This is a genomic window from Mycobacterium sp. SMC-8 (assembly GCF_025263565.1).
Classification (GTDB): Bacteria; Actinomycetota; Actinomycetes; order Mycobacteriales; family Mycobacteriaceae; genus Mycobacterium.
Map to the genome: position 1 here is coordinate 3,367,786 of NZ_CP079865.1, position 23,840 is coordinate 3,391,625.

Here is a 23,840-nt window from a genome sequence, read left to right on the forward strand (position 1 = left end):
TCAGGGCACGATGCTGGCGCGGACATCGCGTTTGTCGGCCGCGGCGGAGAAGGCGGCGTTGATGTCGTCCAGCGAGTAGCAGGCCGCCGCGAGTCGCTCGAACGGCAACCGGTGTTGGTACCGCTCGAGGAAGTCCAGCGCCCGGGACAGCACCGACGGCTCGTAGAGCGACACCCCGACCATGGTCTTGTTGGCGAACACGAACCGCGAGGGATCGAACCCGAACGTCTTGCCGATGTTGATGTTGCCGATCTCGACGTAGCGGCCGAACTGACCGAGCAGCCTGAGACCCTCGTCGATCGCCGATGGGTGGCCGACCACCTCCACCACGACGTCGGCGCCCTGCCCGTCGGTGTGCTTCCGGACGATCTTGGCCCGGTCCTTGTCGGTGGTCTCGCTGATGTCGATGACGGCGTCGGCGCCGAACGCGGTGGCCAACTCCAACCGTTCGGGCACTCCGTCAATCGCGATGACCTTGGCCGCGCCGCGGGCCTTTGCCACCGCGACGGCGTAGAGCCCCAACGCGCCGGCGCCCTGCACCACCACATACTCGCCGAGCTGCTGGTCGACTCGCTCCAGCCCGTACATCACCTGCGACAGTGCGCAGTTCGCGCCGGCGGCGATCTCGTCGGACACCGAATCAGGCACCGTGTAGACCACCGCGCCCGCCGGAAGCACGAAGTAATCGGCATACCCGCCGACGAAGTAGGGCGATTCGTCGGCACGGCCGAGCATGGCCATCGTCAGGTTCAGGCACGCGTTGCGTCGCCCGGCCAGGCAGTTACGGCAGGCGTGGCAGCAGAAGAAGTAGGGAAAGACCACCCGTGTTCCTGCGGTCAGCGCCTTCCCGTTGGAGTCAGAGGTCACTCCTTGGCCCAGAGCCGCGACAACGCCGACCATTTCGTGGCCGAGCACGGTCGGCAGCTGCCCGCCCAGCCCGCGGGTGGCGAAGGTCCCGTGCCAGGCGTGCACATCGGAACCGCAGATATTTGCCCGAGTCACCTTGACCAGGATCTCGCCGGGATTGATATCGGGCAGCGCGACCGTTTCGATCTCGAATGGCCTGCCGGGTTCGTCGAAACGGGCGATACGACCTTCGAACGGCGCAACAGTCACGGGTTGACGTCCTCTCGGTTCACCTGCGGATGCACACGGCCGCATCTGTTCTCGTACGGTAGCGGCGCCGGAATCGGCCAGGTCCGGGGCTTCCCGGCCAGCGGTCACTGTGGGCCATGGCACGTTTGCGGCGGTCCCCACGTCCCGCAGCCGGAGCGCTCAGGCTTTGATTTCGGTGTTGGCGAAGCGTTCCCGCAGCACGCGCTTGAGCAGCTTGCCGCTAGGGTTCTTCGGCAGCGAGTCGACGAAGAACACCTGCTTCGGCGTCTTGAACCCCGCCAGATGCGTGCGGCAGTACTCGAGGATCTCCCGTTCACCGAGATCGGCGCCGCGACGAACGACGATCGCAGCCACCACCGCTTCCACCCACACCGCATCGGCGATGCCGAAGACGGCGACCTCCTCCACGGCCGGATGGCGGTAGATGACCTCCTCGACCTCACGGCTCGCCACGTTCTCGCCGCCGGTCTTGATCATGTCCTTCTTGCGGTCGACCACGTGCAGCAGACCGTGCTGGTCGTAGTAGCCGAGATCACCGGAGTGAAACCAGCCGCCGCGGAACGACTCTGCGGTCTTGGCCTCGTCATCGAGGTAACCCAGCATCAGATGCGGGCTGCGGTGCGCGATCTCGCCCACCACGCCGGGACCCACCTCGAGGTTGTCGTCATCGAGGATCGCGGTCTGCACGTTGACCACCGGCCGACCCGCCGAGCCCGCGTGCGCGTCCTGTTCGTCCGGGCCCAGCGCCGAGGCCAGCGGGGCCATCTCGGTCTGACCGTAGAAGTTCCACAGCCGCAAATGAGGCAGCCGCTCACGCATCTCGGCCAGGATCTCGACAGGCATGGCCGACGCGCCGTAGTAGCCCTTGCGCAGGCTGGACAGGTCCACCTCGTCGAACACAGGGGAGCGCAGCAGGGAAATCCACACCGTCGGCGGAGCGAAATAGTTTGTCACGCAGAACCGTTCGATGCTGCGGAGCACGGTTTCGGGATCGGGGCGCGGCACGATGATGCTGGTGGCACCGAGGTAGATGTCGGTGATCAGGAAATTGTCGAGCTGCGCACAGTGATAGAGCGGCAGCGAGTGGACCTCGACGTCGCTGCCCTCCATCGACCCGGCGATGATCGAACTGATGTAGTTGCCCATCAGGCTGCGACTGGAGTGCATCGCGCCCTTGGGGTGGGACTCGGTCCCGCTGGTGTACATCAACCGGATCAGCTGATCGTCGTCGATGAGGGGGTCGGGTGCCGGCGACGTGGTCTGCATCCACGCGGCGAAATCCTCCCAGCCCGTAGGCAGACTCTGTCCCGGCAGGACCAGCGCCGCCGTGGATCGGACCGCACCGCCGAGACGCATGGCCGCCTCCGCGGTCGGCACCAGGTCCGCTTCGGCGACGAAGCCACCCGCCCGGCTGTGCCCCAGGATGAACGCGATCTCCTCGGCGGTCAGCATGAAGTTGACCGGAACGAGAACCACCCCGGCCCGCCCGGTCGCGAAGGCCAGAACCGCGTACTGCCAGCAGTTGTGCGCCAGCAGCGCCAGGCGGTCGCCCGGCGCGAAACCGTTGTCGGACAACGCCGCAGTGGCACGGTCGACCAGGTGCTCGAACTCGGCGAACGTCAGCCTGACATCGCCGTCGACAATCGCGAGTTTGTCCGGATGCTTGCGCGCCGGACGCCGCGGAATGTCGCCGAGAGCGTGGCTGCGCACCCCGGCCGGCACCGCCTGCAGATCATCCATGCCCGGACTGTAGGTGTCCGGTCACGGCGACGGGCGAGTTGCGTCCCGCTCAGTAGACAAGGGCGCCGCGGACCCGTCCCGACGCTCACATACTCGATCCCCGGACCCGAGGAGGATCGATGACGACCGGTGTGACCGTGGCTGCCGACGACGGGACGCTCGACCCGGACGAGATGCGGACCAACCTGCACCGTGCCGACGCCGGAATCCTGGTGGCGGTGCTGGCGCAGTTGACCGGCGACCTGAGCGTGGTCGATCGGTACGCGCCTAAGCTCTCGTTCGAGCCGGACCCGCCCGAGCACGTCGGCGTCACCGACCCGGACACGCTTGACGTGCTCGTCGATGAGCTGGTCGCGGCGCTGACCCGGCCGCGCCGGCCCGACCGCCTGGCGTTCGACGATCCCGCTCTGTTCGCGCGAGTCGCCCCGCTGGCATTGGGTACCGAGGTGGGTGAGGAGTACCACGGCCTGTTGCTGGAACAAGGTGGCTTCCACCCTTCCCAGCCGGTGCTGCCCCGAACCGCGAAGCTGCCCAACGGCTTCAAGGTCGTGATCGTCGGGGCCGGCATCGCCGGCATGGCGGCGGGGCTGGAATGCGCGGCCGCCGGGATCGACTACGAGATCATCGACCGTAACGACGAGGTCGGCGGCACCTGGTACACCACCGTCTACCCCGGCATCGGGGTCGACACCCCGTCGGCGTACTACTCGCTGTCTCGCGACATCAACGGCAACTGGTCGAGCTACTACCCGCAGGGCGCGGAGTACCAGCAGTACCTGCAGTCGGTGGCCGACCGGAACGCGCTGCGCGACCACATCCGGTTCAGCACCGAGGTGGAGGCGCTGTGGTGGGACGACCGACGCTCGCAGTGGGAGATCCGCACCGCGGCCGCGGACGGCGCCCGAGAAATCAGCTACGCCAACGTGGTCATCCCGGCCGCCGGATACCTCAACCGACCCCGCTGGCCAGATCTGGCCGGGCGGGAGTCGTTCCGCGGCGTGAGCATCCACTCCGCCGAGTGGGATCCCGATCTCTCGCTGCGCGGCAAGAAGGTCGCGATCATCGGCGCCGGGTGCACCGCGGTGCAGATCGTCGACGCGTGTGTGGACGACGTCGAGCACCTGACGGTGTTCCAGCGCCAACCGCACTGGGTGGCACCGCGGAAGCGGTTGACAGACGACGTCCCCGAACATCGCCGCTGGCTGAACGCCCACATCCCGTTCTACGCCAACTGGGTTCGCCTGAAATCGTTTTGGGGCACCGCCGACAACAACTATCCGGTCATCGTGCGTGATCCGGAATGGGCTGCCGACCACCTGTCGATCTCGCCGGCCAACGACGTGCTGCTGCGCCTGTGCCAGGAGTACATCGACCGCATGTTCGGCAAGGATTCCGAACTCGCGAAAAAGGTCACCCCGGATTTCGCGCCATACGGTAAGCGAATCATTCGCGACCCCGGTGGCTATTACGCGGCACTGACCCGTGAACACGTCGACGTCGAGGCCGCCGAGCCGGCACAGGTGAACGAGCGCGGTATCGTCACCGCGGACGGCAGGCAGGTCGACCTCGACGTGATCATCTACGCCACCGGCTACCACCTCGACTTCCTGTCCACGGTCGACATCCGCGGCCGCGACGGCGTGCGGTTGACCGAGGTCTGGGGCGACAGTCCCGCGGCCTACCGCGGCGGGCTCGTCCCCGGCTTTCCCAACATGTTCATCTCGTCGGCGCCCAACTACAGTCCCGGCCACGGCGCCGGCCACAACTTCGGCGTCGAGGTGATGGTCCACTACGTCATGGAATGCCTGCAGCTGATGGCGCAACGGGGAGCCGCCACCCTTGAGGTCACTTCGAAGGCGTTCACCGACTACGTCCGCAAGATCGACGACGCGATGGCGCAGACCGTGTGGTGTCACACCCCGACAGCGCACACGTACTACCGCTCGGGCGGCGGCCGCATCGTCACCGCGTTCCCGTTCCGGCTGATCGACGTGTGGCAGAGCCACCGCACCCCCGATGAAGCGGATCTGGAGCTTCGGTGAGTGAATTGTTGTCCGGCAGAACAGCTCTGGTCACCGGAAGTAGCCGGGGTATCGGACGCGCCATCGCGCAGCGGCTCGCCGCCGAGGGCGCCACGGTGGCCGTCACCGCCAGGTCCTACCAGCCGTCACCGTCGACCCGCGCCGGGCAGCAGGTGGAGCTGCCCGGCACCATCGGCGAGACGATCGCGCTGATCGAGGCAGCCGGCGGAAAGGCGTTCGGGCTCGCCTGCGATCTCGAGGACGCCGACGCACGTGCCGGACTGGTCGACCGGGTCGTCGAGCGCACGGGCCGGATCGACATCCTGGTCAACAACGCCGGCTACGCCGACTACTCCGTCATCGAAGAGATGCCGATGGAAACGTTCGACCGCACCGTCGACCACTACGTGCGCACACCGTTCGTACTGACCCAGAAGGCCGTTCCACACATGCGCCGACAAGGAGCGGGTTGGATCGTCAACATCGGGTCGGTCACCGGCCTGGCGCCCGCACGGCCCTACCGCGAGTACAACAAGTCGTCCGGCGACGTGATCTACGCCTCCATGAAGGCCGCGCTGCACCGGTTCACCCAGGGAGTGGCCGCCGAACTGCTGGACTCCAACATCGCCGTCAACGTCGTCGGCCCGTCCAGCGCCGTCCGGACCCCAGGCGCCGCGAGCCTGATCCCCGACACCTTCCCGACCGAGCCGGTGGAATATCTGGCCGAGACCGTGCTGGCGATGTGTCACCTGCCGGCCGCGGTGCGCACCGGCCTGGTGGCATTCAGTCTGCACTATCCATGGTCGCCGCGGATGACCGTGCACAGCCTGGACGGCGCCACGGAGTTGCCGCCGCTCGAACCGCCGGCCACCGCGAACCCGAACATCCAGTCCGCCGGCCTGTAGCCGGCGTCCGTGCCGCAGCAGCCGGCGACGTCAGCGCAGCGCCCGAGCGTTGTCGAGGCAGAAGCTGTGGCAGACCCTGTCCCGGACAATCGCTTTCGGGCACTCCGGATCGAACCACTGGTCGACGACCGCCCAGTGGATCGGATGCATCAGGTAGGGGCCCATGATGCCGTCAGCATCGCTGAACTCCTGCTCGAACACGTGAGTCCACGGCGATACGCCGACAGTGTGGTCGGGCCGGCTCAGCTGCCAGGCGCTGATCGTCAAGACGTAGCCGGGCAGCAGCCGCAGGTCGGCCTCGAACCGGGCCAACGTGTCGGCGTCGGTGCCCGGTGCGGTGCGCAACAACAGCGTCCGGTAGACGCTTCCGGGATCGCGGTCCGGGTCGCGCTGCGCCAGACCGTGATAGCCGACTCCGTTGACCCGGGTGACCGCCGGGTCGTGCAGTGCCGCGTCGAACCGGTCGGCGACTGACGCCCAGTCCTCGGCGCTGTCGAAACGCAGGTGCACGAGAAGGTCGCCGCCGTTGCGGCTGCCCGGAAGGGTGGGCGCGACAAGGTGTCGTACGGCTCCGCTCTGCTCGGCCAGGCGTTGGAGTGCCTCCAGCACGCGGCGGCCGTCGGTCTCGTCCACGTCGACCAGGCGGGTCACGCTATACATCGCAGAGCCCATCGACGTGCTCGTAGCGCGCGGCAGCGCTGCGCTCCCGTTCGACGATGAGGTGGGCAACCCCGTCCCACCACGCGCCCAGCGACGGGTCGGGCCTGCTCTGCCACGTCATCTCCCACCAGGCCCGCGCGCTCGGCAGCGACCAGGTGATGGTGACGGTGTTGGGTTCGCTGTCGAACCAGATCGGCGGCGAGACAAGAACTTCGCGCAGACTCATGCCGCGCGCGCGGGCTCCCGGAGCGTACCCGCCGAGGTAGGTGTCGACGAACTCGCGGGCACACCCTGGCCGGGTCACCACCCGGTCGACGACGAAGACCTCGAACGTGGGGGCCATGCGAGCGAGACTAGGGTCCGCACCCGGCTGTGACGGCGCCGATCCCGGCCATCGGGATACCTCCGTTGACGCTCCGGTCCGCGGGGTCGACGGTTACGGGATGACCGATCTCAGCCCCGATCCGTTCGCGCCTGTCAGCCTCGGACCGGTGCGGCTGCGCAACCGGATCGTCAAAGCCGCCACGTCGGAGGGCCGTTCGCCGGACGGCATGGTGACCGACGATCTGATCGCGTTCCATCGCAGCTTCGCCGAGGGCGGGGTCGGGATGACGACCGTCGCGTACTGCTGTGTCTCGCCGCAGGGAGCCAGTGCGCCCGGACAGATCGTGATGAACCGGGCTGCGCTTCCCGGGCTGCGCAGGCTCACCGACGCGGTGCACGACGCCGGTGCCGGCATCTCCGCTCAGCTCGGCCATGCCGGCGTGGTGGCGCCGAGGAAGCTGACGGGAGTGACCGCGGTGGCGCCGAGCCGCTTCGTCAACCCGACCTCGTTCGCCTACTGCCGGGAGATCCGTCGAGACGAGATCGCCGCAGTCATCGACCAATTCGGCCGGGCCGCGCTGGTCGCCGTGGAGGCCGGATTCGACGCTGTTGAGCTTCATTTCGGGCATCTCTACCTGCCGAGCTCGTTCCTGAGCCCACTGATCAACCGCCGCAAGGACGAGTACGGCGGCAGCATCGACAACAGGTCACGGCTGGTGCGGGAAATCGCGCAGCGGGTACGCGATGTGGTGGACGACCGCATCGCGGTGATCGCCAAGCTCGACATGGACGACGGGTTGCCCGGCAGCATCTGGATCGACGAGGCGCTGCGCACCGCGCAACTGCTCGACGCCGATGCGACGCTGGACGCGCTGGAGCTGACGCAGGGGTCGTCGGTGTACCGGCCGATGTACCTGTTCCGGGGTGACGTGCCAGTGCGTGAATTCGCCACGGTGATGCCCCCGATGCTGCGTCCCGGCGTCCGGCTGATGGGTAAGGCCGTGATGGGCAGCTATCCGTACCGGGATCTCTACATGCTGCCCGCGGCACGGCAATTCGTGCCGGTCATGCGCAACACGAAATTGATCCTGCTCGGCGGCATCACCAACCGCGATCACGTCGAGACCGGCATGCGGGAAGGGTTCGGATTCGTCGCCATGGGCCGGGCGCTGCTGCGCGAACCGGACCTGGTGAACACGATGATCGCCGACTCCGCCGTGCGGAGCAGGTGCACTCACAACAACAAGTGCATGGTCACCGTGTTCGGCCGCACGCACTGTGTGCTGGATCCCGACCAGCGCTACGGCGCGGCAGAGCCGATGCTGCCCACCAGGTCGGTGACGTCCGCACAGACCTGAGTGCGGGCGCGCAGGCAGATGTCCAACGAAGGCATCGTCATGAATCCGTGGATTCCGCCCTCGAAGTACCGGCACACGGTCGGTACTCCTGCTGCCTCCAGCGCCTCGACATAGGCCAGCCCTTCGTCACGCAGCGGGTCGTGGCCTGCCACCACCGCGATGACCGGCGGCAGGCCGGTGAAGTCCTCGGCGCGCAGCGGTGAGGCGTACGGGTCGATCCGGTCGGCTGCCGAAGGCACATACTGGTCCCAGTACCACTGCAAAGCGGGCCGGGGGTTGTAGAAACCCTGCCCGAACAGTCGGTGGGACTCGCTGTCGAAATCGGCTGCGATGACCGGATAGAGCAGAACCTGCCCGGCCAAGGTAGGCCCGCCCCGATCGCGGGCCATCAATGCGGTGACGGCGGCCAGGTTGCCTCCGGCGCTGTCGCCGCCGACCAGCACCGCCGACCCGTCGCCGCCGAACGCGCCGATATGCTCGGCGACCCACGCGGTGACGGCATAGACGTCCTCGGCGGCGGCCGGCCACTGGCCCTCTTCGGAGGCGCGACGGTAGTGCACTGACACCACCACAGCCGACATGCCGTTGGCGAAGGCTCGGCACAACCCGTCGTGACTATCCAGATCGCAGAACACCCAACCGCCGCCGTGGGCGAAAACCAATGTAGGCAAAGGTGTTCCGACTTCGGTGTGCGGGCGGTAGATGCGCACCGGGACCGGCCCCGCCGGCCCCGGCATCGTGTCGTCCTCGACGGAGGCGACGGGCTCGGGTTGTGCGGCGGGGACGAACCGGGACCGGATCGCGGCGCGCGCCTGCTCGCCGGTCATCGTGTGGACGGGCGGAAAACCCGAGTCCAGGGTTTCGATGATGTCGGCGATCTGCGGATCGAGCCTCATGCCGGCGGCGTGGTGGTCTGGCCGGGGCGGGGGACCGGGCCGCCGCGCAGCGGGCGCATCTGCTGCAGCGTGGGTGCCACGCGGGTAGGACCGCCGTCGACCGCGCGCCAGATTCGCATCGCCGCCATCCGTACTGGAGCGACGAGGCGCTGGTCGAACTTCATGTGACTCATCGGACCGCACACCGACACCGCGGCCGCCGCGTGGCCCGGATCGCCGATCGGAGCGGCCACGCAGCCGAAGCCCGGAACCGACTCCTCGCGGTCGAAGGCGACGCCGTGGGAGCGCACCTTCGCCAGGTCGGTGCGCAACTGGGCATGCGTCGAGATGGAGTACTTGGTGAGCCGCGGCAGGAAATCGGTGTCGAACACCTCGATGTCATTCTCGGGGGTGTAGGCGAGGATCGCCTTGCCGACCGCGGCGCAGTGGGCCGGCCGACGGCCGCCCACACGGGTCGGCAGGGCCGCGGTCATCCGGTTGCCGACTTTCTCCATGTACACGACATCGGATCCGTCGAGCACCGCAAGGTGGACGACAAGCCCGGTGGCAGCGTGAAGTTCGTGCAGCATCGGGATCGCGGCCTTGTGCAGCCGGTCCTGGTGGACAGCCAGCGAGCCGAGTTCGACCAGCCGCATTCCCAGTTCGTAATCACGGCCGTTGCGCCGCAGCCAGCGCAACTGGACCAGGCGTTCCAGCATGCGGTGCGCCGACGAGCGGGGCAGGCCGGTCCGTCGCACGATCTGCGCCAGCGTCAGCCGGCCCGGGCCGTCGAACGCGTCGAGCACCAGAGAGACCCGGTCGATCACCGCGCTCGGGGTCTCCGGGGCGGCCTTCGCGGCGGGTGCGGGTCGGTCGACGGTCACGGTCATCGGGATCCTCCGAAAGTAATACTCCTAATAGGCATATGCCTATTGGTCATATAGGACTACCACATCGATGTGCTCGCTGTCACATGAATGGCCGGGATATCACCGGGCGCACGGCGAAGAGCCCTCGAAATCGCATTCCACCAGGGCTTTGTGGACGGGAGGCCGCGCTGGGCGCAATCTGGCCGCTGAGGGGCGCTCAGAAAGAGCGGGGGCTGGCGTGAAGTCAGGGGCGGGCGGCGCTGCGGCCGGCGCGCCGCCCGTAGAAGCTGCCGTCGCCGAGCGATATGCCGCTGGCATAGCCCCATGCGGCCAATCCGGCGGTGCACCGGCCGGCGGCGAACAAGCCGGGGATGGGCTCGCCGCTGACGTGGAGCACCTCGGCGTCGAGGGTGGTGGCCAGGCCGCCGAGGGTGAAGCCGCCGGTGCTGTCGCGCAGATCGACGGCCCCGACCGGCGAGCCGATCGGCTTGAGCCACTGCGCCTTTTTGTGCAGCAGCGGGTCCATGCCGCGGCCGGCCCCGTCGTTGTACGCGGCGACGGTGGTCTGCAGCGACCCGGGTGGCAGCCCGATCTCGGTTTCCAGGTCGGCGACGGTCTCAGCGACCCAGGTCGGTGGGCGCATCATCAGCTGCGGGGACGGCGAGGCCATCGCCTCGTCCTGGGCGTCGCCGTCGAGGATCAGGTAGGCGGTGTTGTTCTGGTGATACAGCGTCAGCTGTCCGACCCGGCCGGGGTAGGTGTCCTCGGCGACGAAGCGTTGTCCGCGTTCGTTGACCAGAATGCCGCGCACGAGCTGCTGCGGGTCGATGAAGATCGCGACTTCGGTGGCGTCCATGTGGGCCAGATCGGCGCCCAGCGCCTGAGCCATCTGGATGGCGCGGCCGTTGTGCTGTTCGATCGATGCCGCCGGGCGTCCGGCGATGCGTGGGGCGTACTGGGCGACCATCGCGTCGTTGTAGGCGAAACTGCCGGCCGCCAGCACGACTCCGCGGCGCGCCCGCACGGCGATTTCGGTGCCGTAGCGACGCGCCACCACCCCGACCACCCGTCCGTCACCCCTGACGACAAGCCGTTGGGCCCGAACGTCGTACAGGGCGCGCGCGCCGGCAGCGGCGGCCGTCTCGACGAGCGGCTTCATCAGCATGTAGCCGGCGCTGGCCTCGCCCTGCAACTTGCCCCACATCTGCGGAACATGGCCGCGCGGGGCAGGTGCGGCGATGGTGTTGAACGGGAAGGAGTTCTCGCCGCCGGAGTACATCAGGCCCTGGTCGCCCATCGGTTCCCACCCGGGCTCGCCGAAGAACTCCGCCTTGAACGGCACACCGCATCCGACCAGCCAGTCGAAGTGTGCGACGCTACCCGCGCAGTAGTCGGCGATGCGGTTCTCGTCAGCCCCCGGGCCCATGGCCGCGTTGAGGTAAGCGGTCATGTCGTCGACCGAATCGTCGAAACCGCAAGCCTTCTGCAGAGCGGTGCCGCCGCCGAGGTAGATGAAGCCCCCCGCCATCGACGCGGCCCCGCCCCAGGAACCCGTCCGTTCCAGGACGAGCACGTCGGCACCGGCGCGTGCGGCCTCCACCGCCGCTGCCGCGCCGGCCACCCCGTATCCGGCGACGACGACGTCGGCTTCGTGGTCCCAGGCGGCGATCTCCGACTCCGGGACGGGGACGACGTCGGAGCTCACGGACGCATCGCCGCCGGCAGGTCGTCGACCCACTGGTGGCCCCAGTAGCTGTCGGCGGTGATCTCTTCGGCGGTGTAATAGGTTTCGTCGACCCGCATGCCCTCGGTGCCGAACTCGATGTCCCAGTCGCCGGGCGCACGCACGTAGAACGACACCATCTTGTCGTTGGTGTGGCGGCCCAGTGTCGAGGACAACTGGAAGCCGTCCCTGGTCACCCGGTCGAGCGCCTGCCCGACCGCGTCGAGGGTGTCGACCTCCACCATGAGATGGATCAGGCCCGGGTCGCGCAACGTGGCGGCCGGGCACAGCGCCAGGCTGTGGTGTCTCTGGTTGACGCCGAGGAAGCGGACCCGGATCGGGCCGAATTCGGTTGGCGCCGGGACGCGGAACGCCCCGCGGGATGTGAATCCGAGGACGTCGGTGTAGAACTCGAACATCCCGTTGACGTCCATCGCGGGCAGCACGACGTGTCCGAGTCCCTGGTCGCCGGTCACGAACTTCGCACCGAACGGGGTGACTACCGGGCTGTGGTCGAGAACCGCGCCGTGGAACACCTCCAGCGAGGTGCCCGCCGGGTCTTGGAACGCGATGACCTCTTCGACCCTGCGGGTGTCGGCCTCGGCCAGGGACAGTTCCTTGTACGGTGTGCCGGCTCCTTCGAGGGCACGTTTGACGTCCTCGAGGGCGGCGTGGTCGCGGACCTCCCAGCCGACCGTCGCGATCTTGTCGACGTCGCCGGGGGTGACGATGATGCGCGCGGCCCGTTCGTCCATCCGCAGGTACAGGACGTCCGGATCGGGTCCGCTGCCCTGCGCGAAACCCAGTACGCCGAAGGCGAAGTGCCGCCACCGCGCCATGTCGGTGGCCTGCACGGTGACATAGCCGAGGCTCTTGATCAGACTCATGACCACCCCTAGATCATCGCCCGCAGGGGTCCCTGCGGATCCACTCCGAGCGAACTCAGTGCCGAGGCGTGGTAGACGGTGCCCGGGACGTGGATGGCGTGGGCCTGGCCGACATGGACGTCGCGCCAATAGCGTTGCAGCGGTTTGTCCATGCGGGCGGCGTTACCGCCGCAGCGGGCGAAGATCTCGTCGACGGCGGACACGGCGCGCCATACCGCGCGGACCTGGGTGCGCCGTCCGGCGGCGCGGTCCTGGAAGGACACCTCCTCACCGGCGGCCACCATGTCGTAGATGCGGTCGGCGTTGGCCAGCAGTTCCTGGCGGGCGGCGTTGATGTCGGCGGCGGCTTCGCCGATCGCGTACATGACATAGGGGTCGTCCTTGATCGCGACGCTGCTGGAGTTCACGCGCTGACGCTGATAGTCCAGCGCGGCGGCCAAGGCGCCCTCGGCGATGCCGATGGTGGCCGAGGAGATGCCCAGCGGGAACATCGTCGACCACGGCATCAGGTACAGCGGCTCGGTCATCCCGGCCTCGCGCTGGGCGGTGCCGTCCATGACTTTCAGGCCGTCCATGGTCCGGTAGTCGGGCACGAACGCGCCGTCGACGATGACGTCCTTGGACCCGGTGCCGCGCAACCCGACCACGTCCCAGGAGTCCTCGACGATCTCGTAGTCCTTGCGCGGCAGGATCATGTGCAGCATCTGCGGTGGCATCAGCGGCTTACCGTCCGCGTCGCCGACCATCGCACCCAGGATGATCCAGTCGCAGTGATCGGTGCCGGAACTGAACTGCCACCGCCCGGTGAAGATGTAGCCGCCGTCGGTGGGTACCGCGACGCCCTGGGGCGCGTAGGGCGAAGCCACCCAGGTGTCGACATCCTCGGCCCAGATCTCCTGGCCGACGCGGGGATCGGCGTAGGCCAGCTGGTAGGGATGCACGCCGACGACGCCGTTGATCCAGCCGGCGGACGGATCCAGCGCGGCGGTGGCCATCACCGTCTCGGCGAACTCCCGCGGATGGACCTCCAGGCCGCCGTGCTGCTTGGGCTGCAGCAGCCGGATGGACCCGACCTGCTTCATCGTCTTCACCGTGTCATCGGTGAGCTTGCCGATCGTCTCGGCCTCCACGGCCTGCTCGCGGAGCTGGTCTGCCAGGTCGGCGATGCGGTCGATCACCCGTTGTGTCATGGATTTGATGGTGCCGCCTCAGACCGTGGCCTGTTGCCCTTTTCCCGGTGAGCGGAAGTGATTCCCCGGCTCAGAACTCGATTCTCACCGGGTCGGAAACCGGGTGGGCCTGGCAGGCCAGGAACAGCCCCTCGGCGATGTCCTCGGGTTCGAGGATCGTCGCGTTGCCGAGGTCGACCTGACCGCCGGAGACGGTGGCAGCGCACGATCCGCAGTTCCCCTCGCGGCACGAGTAGGGGACATCGATGCCGGCGGCCAGCATGGTGTCGAGCAGAGTGTGTTCTTCAGGCCAGCGCAGCCGGTGCACGTCGCCGTCGATCGCGACCTCGGCGTCGACGGCCCGGCCATCGTCGGTCACGGCGGCGGCCGGTACGTCGGCGAACGGGTCTCCCTCCAGGGACTGGAAAACCTCCAGATGGATGTGGTCGCGCGGGACACCGGCCTCGGTGAGGGTCTCCTTGACCACCGCCATGAACGGGGCCGGTCCGCAGATGAAGGACTGGTAGCCGGAGAACAACCCGGCGAAGATGCTCAGCTGTGCGCGGGTGGGCAGTCCCTGTACGGATTCCAGCCAGTGCAGGACGGTCAGCCGGCCGGCGTAGCGAGCGGCGAGCTCGCGCAGTTCGGTGGCGAAGATCACCGAGGCCTCGTCCCGGTTGGCGTAGCACAGCACCACCCGGCCGGTCCCGGCGGTGAGCACCGACTTCAGGATCGACATGACCGGTGTGATGCCGCTGCCCGCGGCCCATAGCAGGAAGTGGCCGTCGAGATGCTGCGGCGTGAAAACACCGGAGGGCAGCAGAGATTCGACGACATCGCCGACAGAGACGTTGTCGCACAACCAGTTCGATCCATAGCCGCCGTCGGTGCGTTTGACGGTCACCTTCGGGGCGTCGTCGGTGTGTGGTGAGCTGGCCAGCGAATAGCAGCGCGCCACCGAACCGGTCAGCTCGCTGGGATGCGCAGCGTCAGGAACTGGCCCGGCCGGTAGGCAAACCGTTCCCGGTGCTCACCGGGCACCGCGAAAACCAGTGACTTCGCATCCCGGCTCTCCACGATGACGTCGGTGACGGTCAGGGCCACGGTGCGGGACACGTCGTTCACGGCCGACCATCCTGGCCCAGGATGCCGCTGCGGTGTGGCCGGGCTACCGGTGGGCGGGAAGAAATCCCGGTGCCCGTTGACCGGGAGACGTACGGAGTGGGTGACCGATGGGGTCCTAGCGTGCACCGTGTGAGTACTGAGAGTCCTGTCGACGTCGTCGTGGTCGGCGCGGGTTTCGCCGGGTTGTACGCCCTGCACAGGTTCCGGGCCCAGGGATGGTCGGTGCGGGTGTTCGAGGCCGCCCCGGAGGTCGGCGGCACCTGGTATTTCAACCGGTACCCGGGCGCGCGCTGCGACGTCGAAAGCCTCGACTACTGCTACTCGTTCTCCGATGAACTGCAGCAGGAGTGGACCTGGACCGAGAAGTACGCCACCCAGGCCGAGATCCTGGACTACATCAAATGGGTCGCCGACAAGCTCGACCTCCGTTCCGGGATCACCTTCGACACCCGGGTGGAATCTGCCGTCCTCGACGAGAAGACGCTGCATTGGGTGGTCACCACCGACCGTGGTGAGGTCGTCGAGGCCAGGTTCGTGGTGATGGCCACCGGACCCCTGTCGTCACCGTTGACGCCCGACATCGCCGGGCTGGGCACGTTCGGCGGGCAGATCTATCACACCGCCGACTGGCCGCACGACGGTGTCGACTTCACCGGGAAGCGGGTCGGTGTGATCGGCACCGGATCGTCAGGCATCCAGTCCATCCCGATCATCGCCGAACAGGCCGAGCATCTCGTCGTCTTCCAGCGCACCCCGAACTACAGTGTGCCGGCGGGTAACCGGCCGTTGACCGCCGACGAGGTCGCGCATGCGAAAGCCACGTACGACGAGCGGCGCCGCATGTCGTGGCGCAGCGGCGGGGGATCACCGCACGTGGCACATCCGAAGCTGACGATGGAGGCCACACCCGAGGAACGTCGCGAAGCGTTCGAGAAGCGCTGGCAGCTCGGCGGAGTGCTGTTCTCCAAGACCTTCTCTGATCAGATGATTGATCTGGACGCCAATGAGGAAGCCCGCAAGTTCTACGAGCAGAAGATCCGGGCGGTCATCGACGACCCGGAGGTCGCGCGGCTTCTGATCCCGAACGATCACCCGATCGGCACGAAACGAATCTGTACCGACACCAACTACTTCCAGACCTTCAACCGGCCGAACGTGCAGCTGGTCAGTGTCCGCGAGACCCCGATCACCACCGTCGACGCCACCGGCATCAACACCACCGACGCGCATTTCGAGCTGGATGCGATCGTGCTGGCCACCGGTTTCGACGCCCTGACCGGAACCCTGGCCAAGGTCGACATCGTCGGGCGCCGGGGACAGACGCTGGTCGACGACTGGTCGGACGGTCCACGCACCTATCTCGGACTGGGCGTCGACGGATTCCCGAACCTGTTTCTGGTGTCGGGTCCCGGGGCGCCCGCGGTGTTGGCGAACATGGTGCTGCACGCCGAGGCGCACATCAACTGGATCGCCGACGCCATCGCGTATCTCGACGAGCATGACCTGGCCGGGATCGAGGCGACCACCGAGGCGGTGGACAACTGGATCGCCGAATGCAACCGACGCGCCGACGCCACGCTGTTCCCGCGTGCCAACTCCTGGTACATGGGTGCGAACGTACCGGGCAAGCCGCGGGTGTTCATGCTCTTCATCGGCGGCTTCGGCGTCTACCTCGACATCTGCGCCGAGGTGGCCGACGCCGGATACAAGGGGTTCACCCTCATCGAGGCGCCGCCGTAGAGCGATTGCGGTTCCGCTGCCTCGATTCGCGAAAGCGTCACGGCAGCAGGCGAAGTGACTCTCTGGTCGGTCGAGTGAAGGGCAGCGCCGATGGGAACGTACGTCGTGACCGGGTCGGCCTCCGGCATGGGGAACGAGACCGCGGAGAGGTTGCGTGCCACCGGGCATGCCGTCATCGGGGTGGACATCGCATCCCCGCGATTCCGGCATGAACATCAACGCCCAGCGCTCGCCTCCATGCCGCAACCGCTCGAGGTGGTGGCCGATCTGTCGACCGCCCAGGGGCGGCGGTCCGCGGCCGAGGGCGTTATGGCCGCCTGTGACGGTGTCCTCGACGGCGCGGTGCTGGCCGCCGGCCTGGGGCCGGTGCCCGGCCGCGATCGCCTGATCGCCGAGGTGAACTACTTCGGCGTCGTCGACCTGCTGACCGCTCTGCGGCCGGCGCTGGCCCGTGGCGACGCGGCGAAAGTCGTGGTGGTGGGCAGCAACTCGACGACGACGACGCCGCTGGCGCCACGCCGGGCCGTATCGGCGCTGCTGGCCGGCGATACGGCGAAGGCGCTGCGCGCGGTGCGGTGGTTCGGCAAGCGTTCAGCCCCGATGATCTACGCGGCATCCAAGATCGCGGTGTCGCGGTGGGTGCGCCGGCAGGCCGTCAGCCCGCAGTGGGCCGGTGCCGGCATCCGCCTCAATGCGCTGGCCCCCGGCGCGATCATGACCCCGCTGCTGGCCGAGCAACTCGCCAACCCGGCCGAGGCCAAGGCCATCCGCGCGTTCCCGGTCCCGATCGGCGGCTTCGGTGAGCCCGGCCGGCTCGCGGACTGGATGGTGTTCATGCTCTCGGACGCGGCGGACTTCCTCTGTGGCAGCGTGGTGTTCGTCGACGGCGGGTCCGATGCCTACTTCCGGGCGGATGCCTGGCCGGCCCGTGTCCCGGCCCGGGAGCTGGCCCGCTACGGTGCGCGGTTCCTGGGTTACCGCCGGATCATGCGGTCGCGCTGAGGAACCCGAGCACCGTCCGCTCGAACGCGGCCTTGGCTTCGATCATCACCCAGTGCCCGCAGTTAGGGAACACGTGGAACTCGGCGTTCGGGATCGTGCGCATCGGCACCAGCGCCATGTCGAGCGGACTGACCCGATCGTCGCGCCCCCAGGTCAGCAGTGTCGGGGCCGCCACCTTGTGCATCGTCGCCCACGGCATGGGTGCGTCGGCCTTGCGCATCATCTCCATCATCGCGGCGAACGCGGTCTTGCCGTACATGCGCCGTGCGGCGGCGAGGGTCTCGGGTTCGGTGGCCAGCGCCCAGCGTTCCTCGATCAACTCCTCGGTCACCAGGGCGGGGTCGTAGACCATCGACCGCAACCAGTCGATCAGCCGCTGCCGCGTGGGGTCCTCGGTGAACTCCTGTAGCAACCTGATGCCCTCGCTCGGGCCCGGGCTGAAGACATTCGTGCCGATCCCGCCGATGGTCACCAGCTTTCCCACCCGGTCGGGGTGCCGGATGGCGAAATTGATGCCGACCCCGCCACCCATGGAGTTGCCGATCACGTCGACGCGGTCCAGCCCGAGTGCGTCGGCGAACGTGACGACCGCACCCTGCGCGTCCACCATCGGGTGTCCGCCGAAGTCGTCACTGACACCGAAGCCGGGGAACTCCAGCACCAGGCAGCGGAAGTGGCGCGCGAACCCGTCCAGGTTGCCGCGGAAGTTCCGCCAGCCCGTCACTCCCGGTCCGGACCCGTGCAGCAGCAAGAGAGGGGGTCCGTCACCGGCCTCGTGATAACGAAGCACGCCCGACGGGGTGCTGATCTCACGCAGGCTGTCCTGGTAGTCGACGGTCATCCTCTGATTCCACCCCATCGGCGCGTGTGCGGCCACCGGCGTTCCAGTCAGTGGACGCCCCCCTTGCCGGCCCGGCGCCCGGACGCACAATGATGCAAAACGCCTCAATCGTTGTCCGCCAGGGAGATTCACCATGCAGACACTGGCAGCCGACCAGACGCTGTTGCGCCGGGTCGCGCTGTCCAGCCTGCTGGGGACCGCCATCGAGTACTACGACTTCCTGGTCTACGGCACCATGAGCGCTCTGGTGTTCGGAACGGTGTTCTTCCCGGACTCGAACCCGGCTGTGGCCACCATCGCGGCGTTCGGGACGTTGGCCGCCGGTTACGTTGCCCGGCCAGTGGGCGGAATCCTGTTCGGGCACTTCGGTGATCGGCTGGGACGTAAGTCGATGCTGGTGCTGACGATGGTGCTGATGGGCGCCGCGAGCTTCCTGATCGGCCTGCTGCCCACCTACGCCGCCGTTGGCGTGGCCGCCCCGATCCTGTTGGTGGCGTTGCGGGTGATCCAGGGCATCGCCATCGGAGGGGAATGGGGCGGCGCCACGCTGATGGTCACCGAACACGCCGAGGCCCATCGCCGCGGCTTCTGGAACGGCGTGATGCAGATGGGCTCACCCATCGGGTCGCTGCTGTCGGTGGCAGTGGTCACGGTGATCACCCTGCTGCCCGACGGCGACCTGCTGTCCTGGGGCTGGCGCATCCCGTTCCTTGTCAGCGTGCTGCTGCTGGTGATCGGCCTCTACGTGCGCCTGTCGATCACCGAGAGCCCGGTGTTCGAAGCGGCACGACGTGCGCCCGCCGAAGGCCCGGCGGTGCCGCTCCTCGAAGTACTCCGCACACCGCGCACGCTGGTGCTCGCGTGCGCGGCCGGCATCGGCCCGTTCGCGCTGACCGCGCTCATCAGCACCTACATGATCAGCTACGCCACCGCGATCGGGTACCACCGCACCGACGTCATGACGGCGTTGATCTTCACCTCCCTGACCGGGCTGGTGGCCATCCCCGTCTTCTCGGCGTTCTCCGACCGGGTCGGCCGACTGCTCGTGATGGTGTGCGGGGCCGTAGGCATCATCGGGTACGCGTGGCCGTTCTACGCGCTGGTGGATTCGCGGTCGCAGCTGTGGCTCACCGTCGCGATGGTGCTGGCCCAAATCATCCAGTCGATGATGTACGCGCCGTTGGGCGCACTGTTCTCCGAGATGTTCGGGACGACCGTCCGCTATACCGGCGCATCGATGGGCTACCAACTCGCGGCGTTGCACGCCGTGGAGGTCTCACGGCAGCCGCTGGTCGCGCTCGCCGCGGCATGCGGTCTGGTGACGGTTCTGGCGGTGTGGTGGATCAGCGAGACCCGTGGCACAGATCTGACGACGGTGTAGTGACCGCGGCCCGACACTCCCGCCGATTGCTTCCGTTGGCAACCAGTTGAGCCGCAGCGGTTTTGACACCTCCGTCAGACTTCTCGGATCCATAACCGTCATTATTTCGCCATCATTGGCGGTCCAGGCCCGGGCCGGTCTGCCGATACGGTGCGACCGCACTGGTCAGAGCCTTTTTCCAGATCTGCTGTGAGTTAGCTGAATCCGTTGTTGTTCGTTGAACACGCTGTGAATGACCTGAGATTGCCGTACTTGAAGGTTGCTTTGTCCAGCGCGACGCTTCCCCATGATTTACGTTAGGTCCGGCTTAAAGCCGCATAAGACACTCGGCGTAGCCAGGGACATCTCTGGGTACACCGGGTCCGGAGTCAAGAAGCCGCTCCGTCAGCCAGGCATGAACTCTCAACGGTCGCCCATCGGGCGGCCGTCGACTTCCTTAGGACGATCATGAAGGTAATCAGTCGGGTGCTGATCGCGATGGTCGCGTCCATCGCGGCGTTGTTCGTGAGCACTGGCACTTCGCACGCAGGGCTGGACAACGAGCTGAGCCTGGTCGACGGTCAGGGCCGGACGTTGACGATCCAGCAGTGGGACACGTTCCTCAACGGCGTGTTTCCGTTGGACCGCAACCGCCTGACCCGGGAGTGGTTCCACTCGGGCAAGGCGACCTACATCGTGGCCGGCGAGGGCGCCGATGACTTCGAGGGCACGCTGGAGCTGGGTTACCAGGTCGGCTTCCCGTGGTCGCTGGGTGTGGGCATCAACTTCAGCTACACCACCCCGAACATCGCCTACGACGGCTTCGGCTTCGGCCCGCAGGTAGACGACCCGTTCTTGGGCTTCGGCGACAGCATCGTGACCCCGCCGCTGTTCCCGGGCGTGTCGATCTCGGCGGATCTGGGCAACGGCCCGGGTATCCAGGAGGTCGCGACCTTCTCGGTGGACGTGGCCGGGCCGGGCGGTTCGGTGGCGGTGTCCAACGCGCACGGCACGGTGACCGGTGCTGCCGGTGGTGTGCTGCTGCGTCCGTTCGCCCGCCTGATTTCGTCGACCGGTGACAGCGTCACCACCTACGGCGAGCCCTGGAACATGAACTGACAGGTTCCACGACAGGTGGCCCTCCGGCGCGAGTCCGGGGGGCCACTTTCGGTTTCAGACGGGCCCGCTCCCGGCCTCAAGGCGATCGCGGTCAGCGAGGGAGGCGAGGCCCCCGCAAGTCAATCGGCCGATGGCGTGGGATCGTCTCGTCACGGCGCCGTGAAGAGCTGCTCCGCCGATTGTGAAGGATCGAAGGCGACGTGCGGACGGCCGGTCCGCGGGTGCGAGCCGACGCTGGCCGAGATGCCCCACACGTCGGCGATCAGCGTTGCGGTGAGCACGGTTTCGGGCGGACCCGTGCACACCGGCGCTCCGTTCCGCAGCACCACGACATGGTCGCAGTAATGGGCGGCCAGGTTGAGATCGTGCAGGGCGACCACCGCCGTCACACCGAGGCGGGCTGGTAGTGCCAGCACGTCGAATTGGTGCCGGACGTCGAGGTGATTGGTCGGTTCGTCCATCACCAGCAGCCGCGGTCGCTGAGCCAGCGCACGTGCCACCAGGACGCGTTGACGCTCACCGCCGGACAGCAGCGCGAAGCTCCGGTCGGTCAGGGCCGAGGCGTCGACGAGCGCCAGTGCCTCGGCGATGACGGCCTCGTCGGAAGTGTTGTCGCCCTGGAACATCCGCTTGTGCGGCGCCCGGCCCATAGCGACCACATCGCGCACCAGCAGGTCGAAGTCACCGGTTTCGTCCTGCAGCACGGCGGCCGTCGTGCGCGCCCGCTGCCGTGGAGTCATCGACGCCACGTCGGCGCCGTCCACGGTGACCGAACCCGACGACGGTCGCAGGATGCCCAGCAGCGCGCGCAGCAGCGTCGACTTCCCGCAGCCGTTGGGGCCCACCACACCGACGACGGTGCCCGGTGGGGCGGTCACATCGACACCATTGAGGACGCGACGCCCGCCGCGGTCGACGCAGAGCGCGCCGATCTCGACCCGTGCCGAGTTCACCGGGGCACCGCCGCGACGCGGCGGCGCGCGTCCCGCCACAGCAGCCAGAGAAAGAACGGGCCGCCGCACAGGGCCGTCAGGACGCCGACCGGGATCTCCTGCGGCGCGGCCAGAGTGCGAGCGGCGATGTCGGCCAGCACCAGAAAGCCGGCCCCGGCCAGCGCGGCGGCAGGCAGCGCGTGGCGGTGGTCGCTGCCGACCACCAGTCGCACCGCGTGCGGGAGCATGAGCCCGACAAATCCGATCGGACCGCTGGCGGCGACCAGCACCCCGGTCGCCAACGACGTCAGAACGAACATCCGGGCCCGGAAGCGTTGCGTGTCGACGCCCATGGTGGCCGCGGCGGCCTCTCCGGCCAGCAGCACGTTGAGGGTCCGGGCCTGGGCCAGCAGCAGGATCACGCCGGCTGCCACCACGGCCAGCGGCAGCCACAGCGTGTCCCATCGTGCGCTGCCCAACCCGCCGAGCAACCAGGTGAGCACCTGCCGGGCGCGGTCGCCGCTGTCGGCGGTCAAAAGCATCAAACTGGTGACCGCCGACAGCGCGTAGGACACCGCAACGCCGGCGAGGATCAGCCGCGTGGTGGTGATCTGCCCTGCGCCGCCGGACAATCCGTAGACCAGGCCGAGTGCGGCCAGCGATCCGGCGAACGCGGCGAGCGATGGAGACAGCCAGCCGAGGACACCGATGCCGGAGACGATGACCGCCACCGCGCCCACCGACGCGCCCGAGGACACACCCAGCAGGAACGGCTCGGCCAGCGGATTGCGGACAAGCGCCTGCAGCGTCATCCCGACCACCGCTAGGCCGGCCCCGACCACCGCGCCCAGCAACACCCTTGGAGCGCGCACCTGGGTGACCACCGTGTGAACGTGCGCGGGCACGTCGGTATCCGCCGCGGAGGGGAACACGGTCGCCGCGACACTGCGGACGACATCGGCGGGAGGGATGGCGATCGAGCCGATCGCCAAGCCGGCGGTGACCGCGCCGACGAGTAGCAGGCACAGCCCGGCCAGCACGAGCGGATACGGCGGACGGCGCGGACTCCCGCGCGGCGGCGCGTTCGTCCCGTCCTCGAGCGCTGTGGGTGTGCTCACCGGAACCGGTCCGGATGCAGCTGGCGGGCCAGCGCCTCGACCGCGAACGGCGCTCGCACTCCGAGCACAGCGTCCTGCAGGGTCAGCACGGCGAAGCGGTCCTCCCGGATCGCGGTCACCGCAGCCAATTCGGGCTTGCTGGTGAGGAACCGCTTCTTCTGCTCCACCGATGGGGTGCCGTGATAGTCGTAGATGACGATCACGTCGGGATCGCGCTGAAGCACCTGCTCCCACGACACGTCGGCGAAGGTGTCGTCCAGGTCGGCGAAGATGTTGCTCGCACCCGCGAGGGTGATGATCTGATCGCCGATTCCCCTGCGGCCGGCGGTGAACGCCGCGTCCTCACCGCTGTCGTACACGAACGCCGTGAGTGGTTCGGCGCCGGTGATCCGCTCCTGAGTGGCCGCGACGCTGGACCGCATCTCGCCGACGAGTCCGCCGGCACGCTCCTCCACTCCGAAGATCCGCCCGATGGTGTGGACTTCGGCGTACACATCGTCCATCGTGATCGGTTTGGTAGCACAGTATTCCGGGTTCAGATAGGTACTCACCCCCGCGTCGGTGAACGCCTGCCGGGAGCGCCCGGCCGCGTCGTCGAAGGCGCTGGCATACCCGCCGTAGACGAAATCGGGTGCCACCGAGAGGATCTGCTCCAATGACGCGTCCTTGCCGGAAAGTTCGGGAATCGACCGGTACGCCTCATCATGGCGGGGCAGCGGGGGATTGTCCGGGTAGACCGTCGCGGCGATCGAGTCCCGCAGGCCGAGTGCGAGCATCAGCTCAGCCGGATGCTGGAAATACCCGACCGCGCGCTCCGGCGGCGCCGCGACGATGACCTGCTGACCGCAATTGTCGATGGTCACCGGGAAACCGTTATGCCGCAGCATTTCTGGTGACTGCGACGGCGGGGATGCGCATCCGCCCGCCGACGCTGCGATGACAAGGACGGCACACGA

20 protein-coding genes and 1 pseudogene are annotated in these 23,840 nt (G+C 67.9%); 7 read left to right on the plus strand and 14 right to left on the minus strand.

From position 1 onward, the window contains the following. Both KXD97_RS16335 and KXD97_RS16340 read right to left on the minus strand, forming a co-directional pair. The gene (locus KXD97_RS16335) at window positions 1-1,161 is read right to left on the minus strand and encodes a zinc-binding dehydrogenase (protein WP_396885438.1); all 1,161 of its coding nucleotides are present in this window, start codon (window positions 1,159-1,161) and stop codon (window positions 1-3) included. Between the two features lie 114 nt (window positions 1,162-1,275). After that, window positions 1,276-2,856 (minus strand): acyl-CoA synthetase, encoded by a 1,581-nt coding sequence (locus KXD97_RS16340; RefSeq protein ID WP_260751074.1) that lies wholly within the window; start codon window positions 2,854-2,856, stop codon window positions 1,276-1,278. Between the two features lie 119 nt (window positions 2,857-2,975). Between KXD97_RS16340 and KXD97_RS16345 the strand changes: the two genes are divergently transcribed. Together KXD97_RS16345 and KXD97_RS16350 are read left to right on the plus strand one after the other, a co-directional pair. Beyond that, window positions 2,976-4,898 (plus strand): NAD(P)/FAD-dependent oxidoreductase, encoded by a 1,923-nt coding sequence (locus KXD97_RS16345; protein WP_260751075.1) that lies wholly within the window; start codon window positions 2,976-2,978, stop codon window positions 4,896-4,898. Continuing rightward, complete coding sequence (locus tag KXD97_RS16350) at window positions 4,895-5,782, plus strand: SDR family NAD(P)-dependent oxidoreductase (RefSeq protein WP_260751076.1); 888 nt, start codon at window positions 4,895-4,897, stop codon at window positions 5,780-5,782. Before KXD97_RS16345 ends, KXD97_RS16350 begins: the two co-directional genes overlap by 4 nt. A gap of 30 nt (window positions 5,783-5,812) precedes the next feature. On the opposite strand, the gene KXD97_RS16355 is transcribed toward KXD97_RS16350, so the two are convergent. After that, a complete protein-coding gene (locus KXD97_RS16355) occupies window positions 5,813-6,442 on the minus strand; it encodes a Dabb family protein (protein ID WP_260758004.1) in 630 nt (209 codons plus the stop codon). Beyond that, entirely contained in the window at window positions 6,435-6,785 is a 351-nt protein-coding gene (locus KXD97_RS16360) for a hypothetical protein (protein ID WP_260751077.1), read from the minus strand. The genes KXD97_RS16355 and KXD97_RS16360 overlap by 8 nt, the downstream gene beginning before the upstream one ends. A gap of 100 nt (window positions 6,786-6,885) precedes the next feature. On the opposite strand from KXD97_RS16360, the gene KXD97_RS16365 reads away from it, so the two are divergent. Continuing rightward, window positions 6,886-8,124 (plus strand): NADH:flavin oxidoreductase, encoded by a 1,239-nt coding sequence (locus KXD97_RS16365; RefSeq protein ID WP_260751078.1) that lies wholly within the window; start codon window positions 6,886-6,888, stop codon window positions 8,122-8,124. Here KXD97_RS16365 and KXD97_RS16370 read toward each other — a convergent pair. From KXD97_RS16370 to KXD97_RS16395, 6 genes and pseudogenes are all read right to left on the minus strand, one after another. Continuing rightward, a complete protein-coding gene (locus KXD97_RS16370) occupies window positions 8,067-9,020 on the minus strand; it encodes an alpha/beta hydrolase (protein ID WP_260751079.1) in 954 nt (317 codons plus the stop codon). The two genes, KXD97_RS16365 and KXD97_RS16370, sit on opposite strands and share 58 nt — an antisense overlap. Next, window positions 9,017-9,889, minus strand: a complete 873-nt coding sequence (locus tag KXD97_RS16375) for an IclR family transcriptional regulator (protein ID WP_260751080.1) — start codon at window positions 9,887-9,889, stop codon at window positions 9,017-9,019. The genes KXD97_RS16370 and KXD97_RS16375 overlap by 4 nt, the downstream gene beginning before the upstream one ends. 223 nt (window positions 9,890-10,112) lie before the next feature. Then, the gene (locus tag KXD97_RS16380; protein WP_260751081.1) at window positions 10,113-11,573 is read right to left on the minus strand and encodes an FAD-dependent oxidoreductase; all 1,461 of its coding nucleotides are present in this window, start codon (window positions 11,571-11,573) and stop codon (window positions 10,113-10,115) included. Further along, on the minus strand, window positions 11,570-12,478 hold the full coding sequence (gene bphC, locus KXD97_RS16385) for a biphenyl-2,3-diol 1,2-dioxygenase (protein WP_260751082.1): 909 nt from the start codon (window positions 12,476-12,478) through the stop codon (window positions 11,570-11,572). Before bphC ends, KXD97_RS16380 begins: the two co-directional genes overlap by 4 nt. Before the next feature lie 8 nt (window positions 12,479-12,486). Beyond that, a complete protein-coding gene (locus KXD97_RS16390) occupies window positions 12,487-13,668 on the minus strand; it encodes an acyl-CoA dehydrogenase family protein (protein WP_260751083.1) in 1,182 nt (393 codons plus the stop codon). A gap of 70 nt (window positions 13,669-13,738) precedes the next feature. Continuing rightward, window positions 13,739-14,763: pseudogene (locus tag KXD97_RS16395) on the minus strand (2Fe-2S iron-sulfur cluster-binding protein). A gap of 168 nt (window positions 14,764-14,931) precedes the next feature. Here KXD97_RS16395 and KXD97_RS16400 point away from each other — a divergent pair. Beyond that, complete coding sequence (locus KXD97_RS16400; protein ID WP_396885441.1) at window positions 14,932-16,512, plus strand: flavin-containing monooxygenase; 1,581 nt, start codon at window positions 14,932-14,934, stop codon at window positions 16,510-16,512. A 90-nt stretch (window positions 16,513-16,602) separates the two neighbouring features. Beyond that, window positions 16,603-17,514 (plus strand): SDR family oxidoreductase, encoded by a 912-nt coding sequence (locus KXD97_RS16405; RefSeq protein WP_260751086.1) that lies wholly within the window; start codon window positions 16,603-16,605, stop codon window positions 17,512-17,514. Here KXD97_RS16405 and KXD97_RS16410 read toward each other — a convergent pair. Further along, entirely contained in the window at window positions 17,498-18,355 is an 858-nt protein-coding gene (locus KXD97_RS16410; RefSeq protein ID WP_260751089.1) for an alpha/beta fold hydrolase, read from the minus strand. The genes KXD97_RS16405 and KXD97_RS16410 overlap by 17 nt on opposite strands. A gap of 133 nt (window positions 18,356-18,488) precedes the next feature. Here KXD97_RS16410 and KXD97_RS16415 point away from each other — a divergent pair, with 133 nt between their 5' ends. Both KXD97_RS16415 and KXD97_RS16420 read left to right on the plus strand, forming a co-directional pair. Continuing rightward, a complete protein-coding gene (locus KXD97_RS16415) occupies window positions 18,489-19,736 on the plus strand; it encodes an MFS transporter (protein ID WP_260751090.1) in 1,248 nt (415 codons plus the stop codon). 447 nt (window positions 19,737-20,183) lie between these two features. Next, window positions 20,184-20,834 carry an MspA family porin gene (locus KXD97_RS16420; RefSeq protein WP_260751091.1) on the plus strand — a complete coding sequence of 217 codons (651 nt, stop codon included), beginning with the start codon at window positions 20,184-20,186 and terminating at the stop codon, window positions 20,832-20,834. Window positions 20,835-20,983: 149 nt separating this feature from the next. On the opposite strand, the gene KXD97_RS16425 is transcribed toward KXD97_RS16420, so the two are convergent. The 3 genes from KXD97_RS16425 to KXD97_RS16435 all read right to left on the minus strand — a co-directional run bounded on the left by KXD97_RS16425 (window position 20,984) and on the right by KXD97_RS16435 (window position 23,747). Beyond that, window positions 20,984-21,787 (minus strand): ABC transporter ATP-binding protein, encoded by an 804-nt coding sequence (locus KXD97_RS16425; protein WP_260751092.1) that lies wholly within the window; start codon window positions 21,785-21,787, stop codon window positions 20,984-20,986. Continuing rightward, entirely contained in the window at window positions 21,784-22,806 is a 1,023-nt protein-coding gene (locus KXD97_RS16430; protein ID WP_260758005.1) for an iron ABC transporter permease, read from the minus strand. Before KXD97_RS16430 ends, KXD97_RS16425 begins: the two co-directional genes overlap by 4 nt. A 74-nt stretch (window positions 22,807-22,880) precedes the next feature. Continuing rightward, on the minus strand, window positions 22,881-23,747 hold the full coding sequence (locus tag KXD97_RS16435) for an ABC transporter substrate-binding protein (RefSeq protein WP_260751093.1): 867 nt from the start codon (window positions 23,745-23,747) through the stop codon (window positions 22,881-22,883). Window positions 23,748-23,840 lie beyond the last annotated feature (93 nt).

Excerpts from the sequence above, each read along its gene's own strand:
- KXD97_RS16360 (WP_260751077.1), bottom strand. The coding sequence starts at position 6,785 with ATGGCCCCCACGTTCGAGGTCTTCGTCGTCGACCGGGTGGTGACCCGG.
- KXD97_RS16345 (WP_260751075.1), top strand. The coding sequence starts at position 2,976 with ATGACGACCGGTGTGACCGTGGCTGCCGACGACGGGACGCTCGACCCG.
- KXD97_RS16410 (WP_260751089.1), bottom strand. The coding sequence starts at position 18,355 with ATGACCGTCGACTACCAGGACAGCCTGCGTGAGATCAGCACCCCGTCG.
- KXD97_RS16420 (WP_260751091.1), top strand. The coding sequence starts at position 20,184 with ATGAAGGTAATCAGTCGGGTGCTGATCGCGATGGTCGCGTCCATCGCG.
- KXD97_RS16405 (WP_260751086.1), top strand. The coding sequence starts at position 16,603 with ATGGGAACGTACGTCGTGACCGGGTCGGCCTCCGGCATGGGGAACGAG.
- KXD97_RS16365 (WP_260751078.1), top strand. The coding sequence starts at position 6,886 with ATGACCGATCTCAGCCCCGATCCGTTCGCGCCTGTCAGCCTCGGACCG.
- KXD97_RS16390 (WP_260751083.1), bottom strand. The coding sequence starts at position 13,668 with ATGACACAACGGGTGATCGACCGCATCGCCGACCTGGCAGACCAGCTC.
- KXD97_RS16340 (WP_260751074.1), bottom strand. The coding sequence starts at position 2,856 with ATGGATGATCTGCAGGCGGTGCCGGCCGGGGTGCGCAGCCACGCTCTC.
- KXD97_RS16335 (WP_396885438.1), bottom strand. The coding sequence starts at position 1,161 with ATGCGGCCGTGTGCATCCGCAGGTGAACCGAGAGGACGTCAACCCGTG.
- KXD97_RS16415 (WP_260751090.1), top strand. The coding sequence starts at position 18,489 with ATGCAGACACTGGCAGCCGACCAGACGCTGTTGCGCCGGGTCGCGCTG.
- KXD97_RS16355 (WP_260758004.1), bottom strand. The coding sequence starts at position 6,442 with ATGTATAGCGTGACCCGCCTGGTCGACGTGGACGAGACCGACGGCCGC.
- bphC (WP_260751082.1), bottom strand. The coding sequence starts at position 12,478 with ATGAGTCTGATCAAGAGCCTCGGCTATGTCACCGTGCAGGCCACCGAC.
- KXD97_RS16370 (WP_260751079.1), bottom strand. The coding sequence starts at position 9,020 with ATGAGGCTCGATCCGCAGATCGCCGACATCATCGAAACCCTGGACTCG.
- KXD97_RS16375 (WP_260751080.1), bottom strand. The coding sequence starts at position 9,889 with ATGACCGTGACCGTCGACCGACCCGCACCCGCCGCGAAGGCCGCCCCG.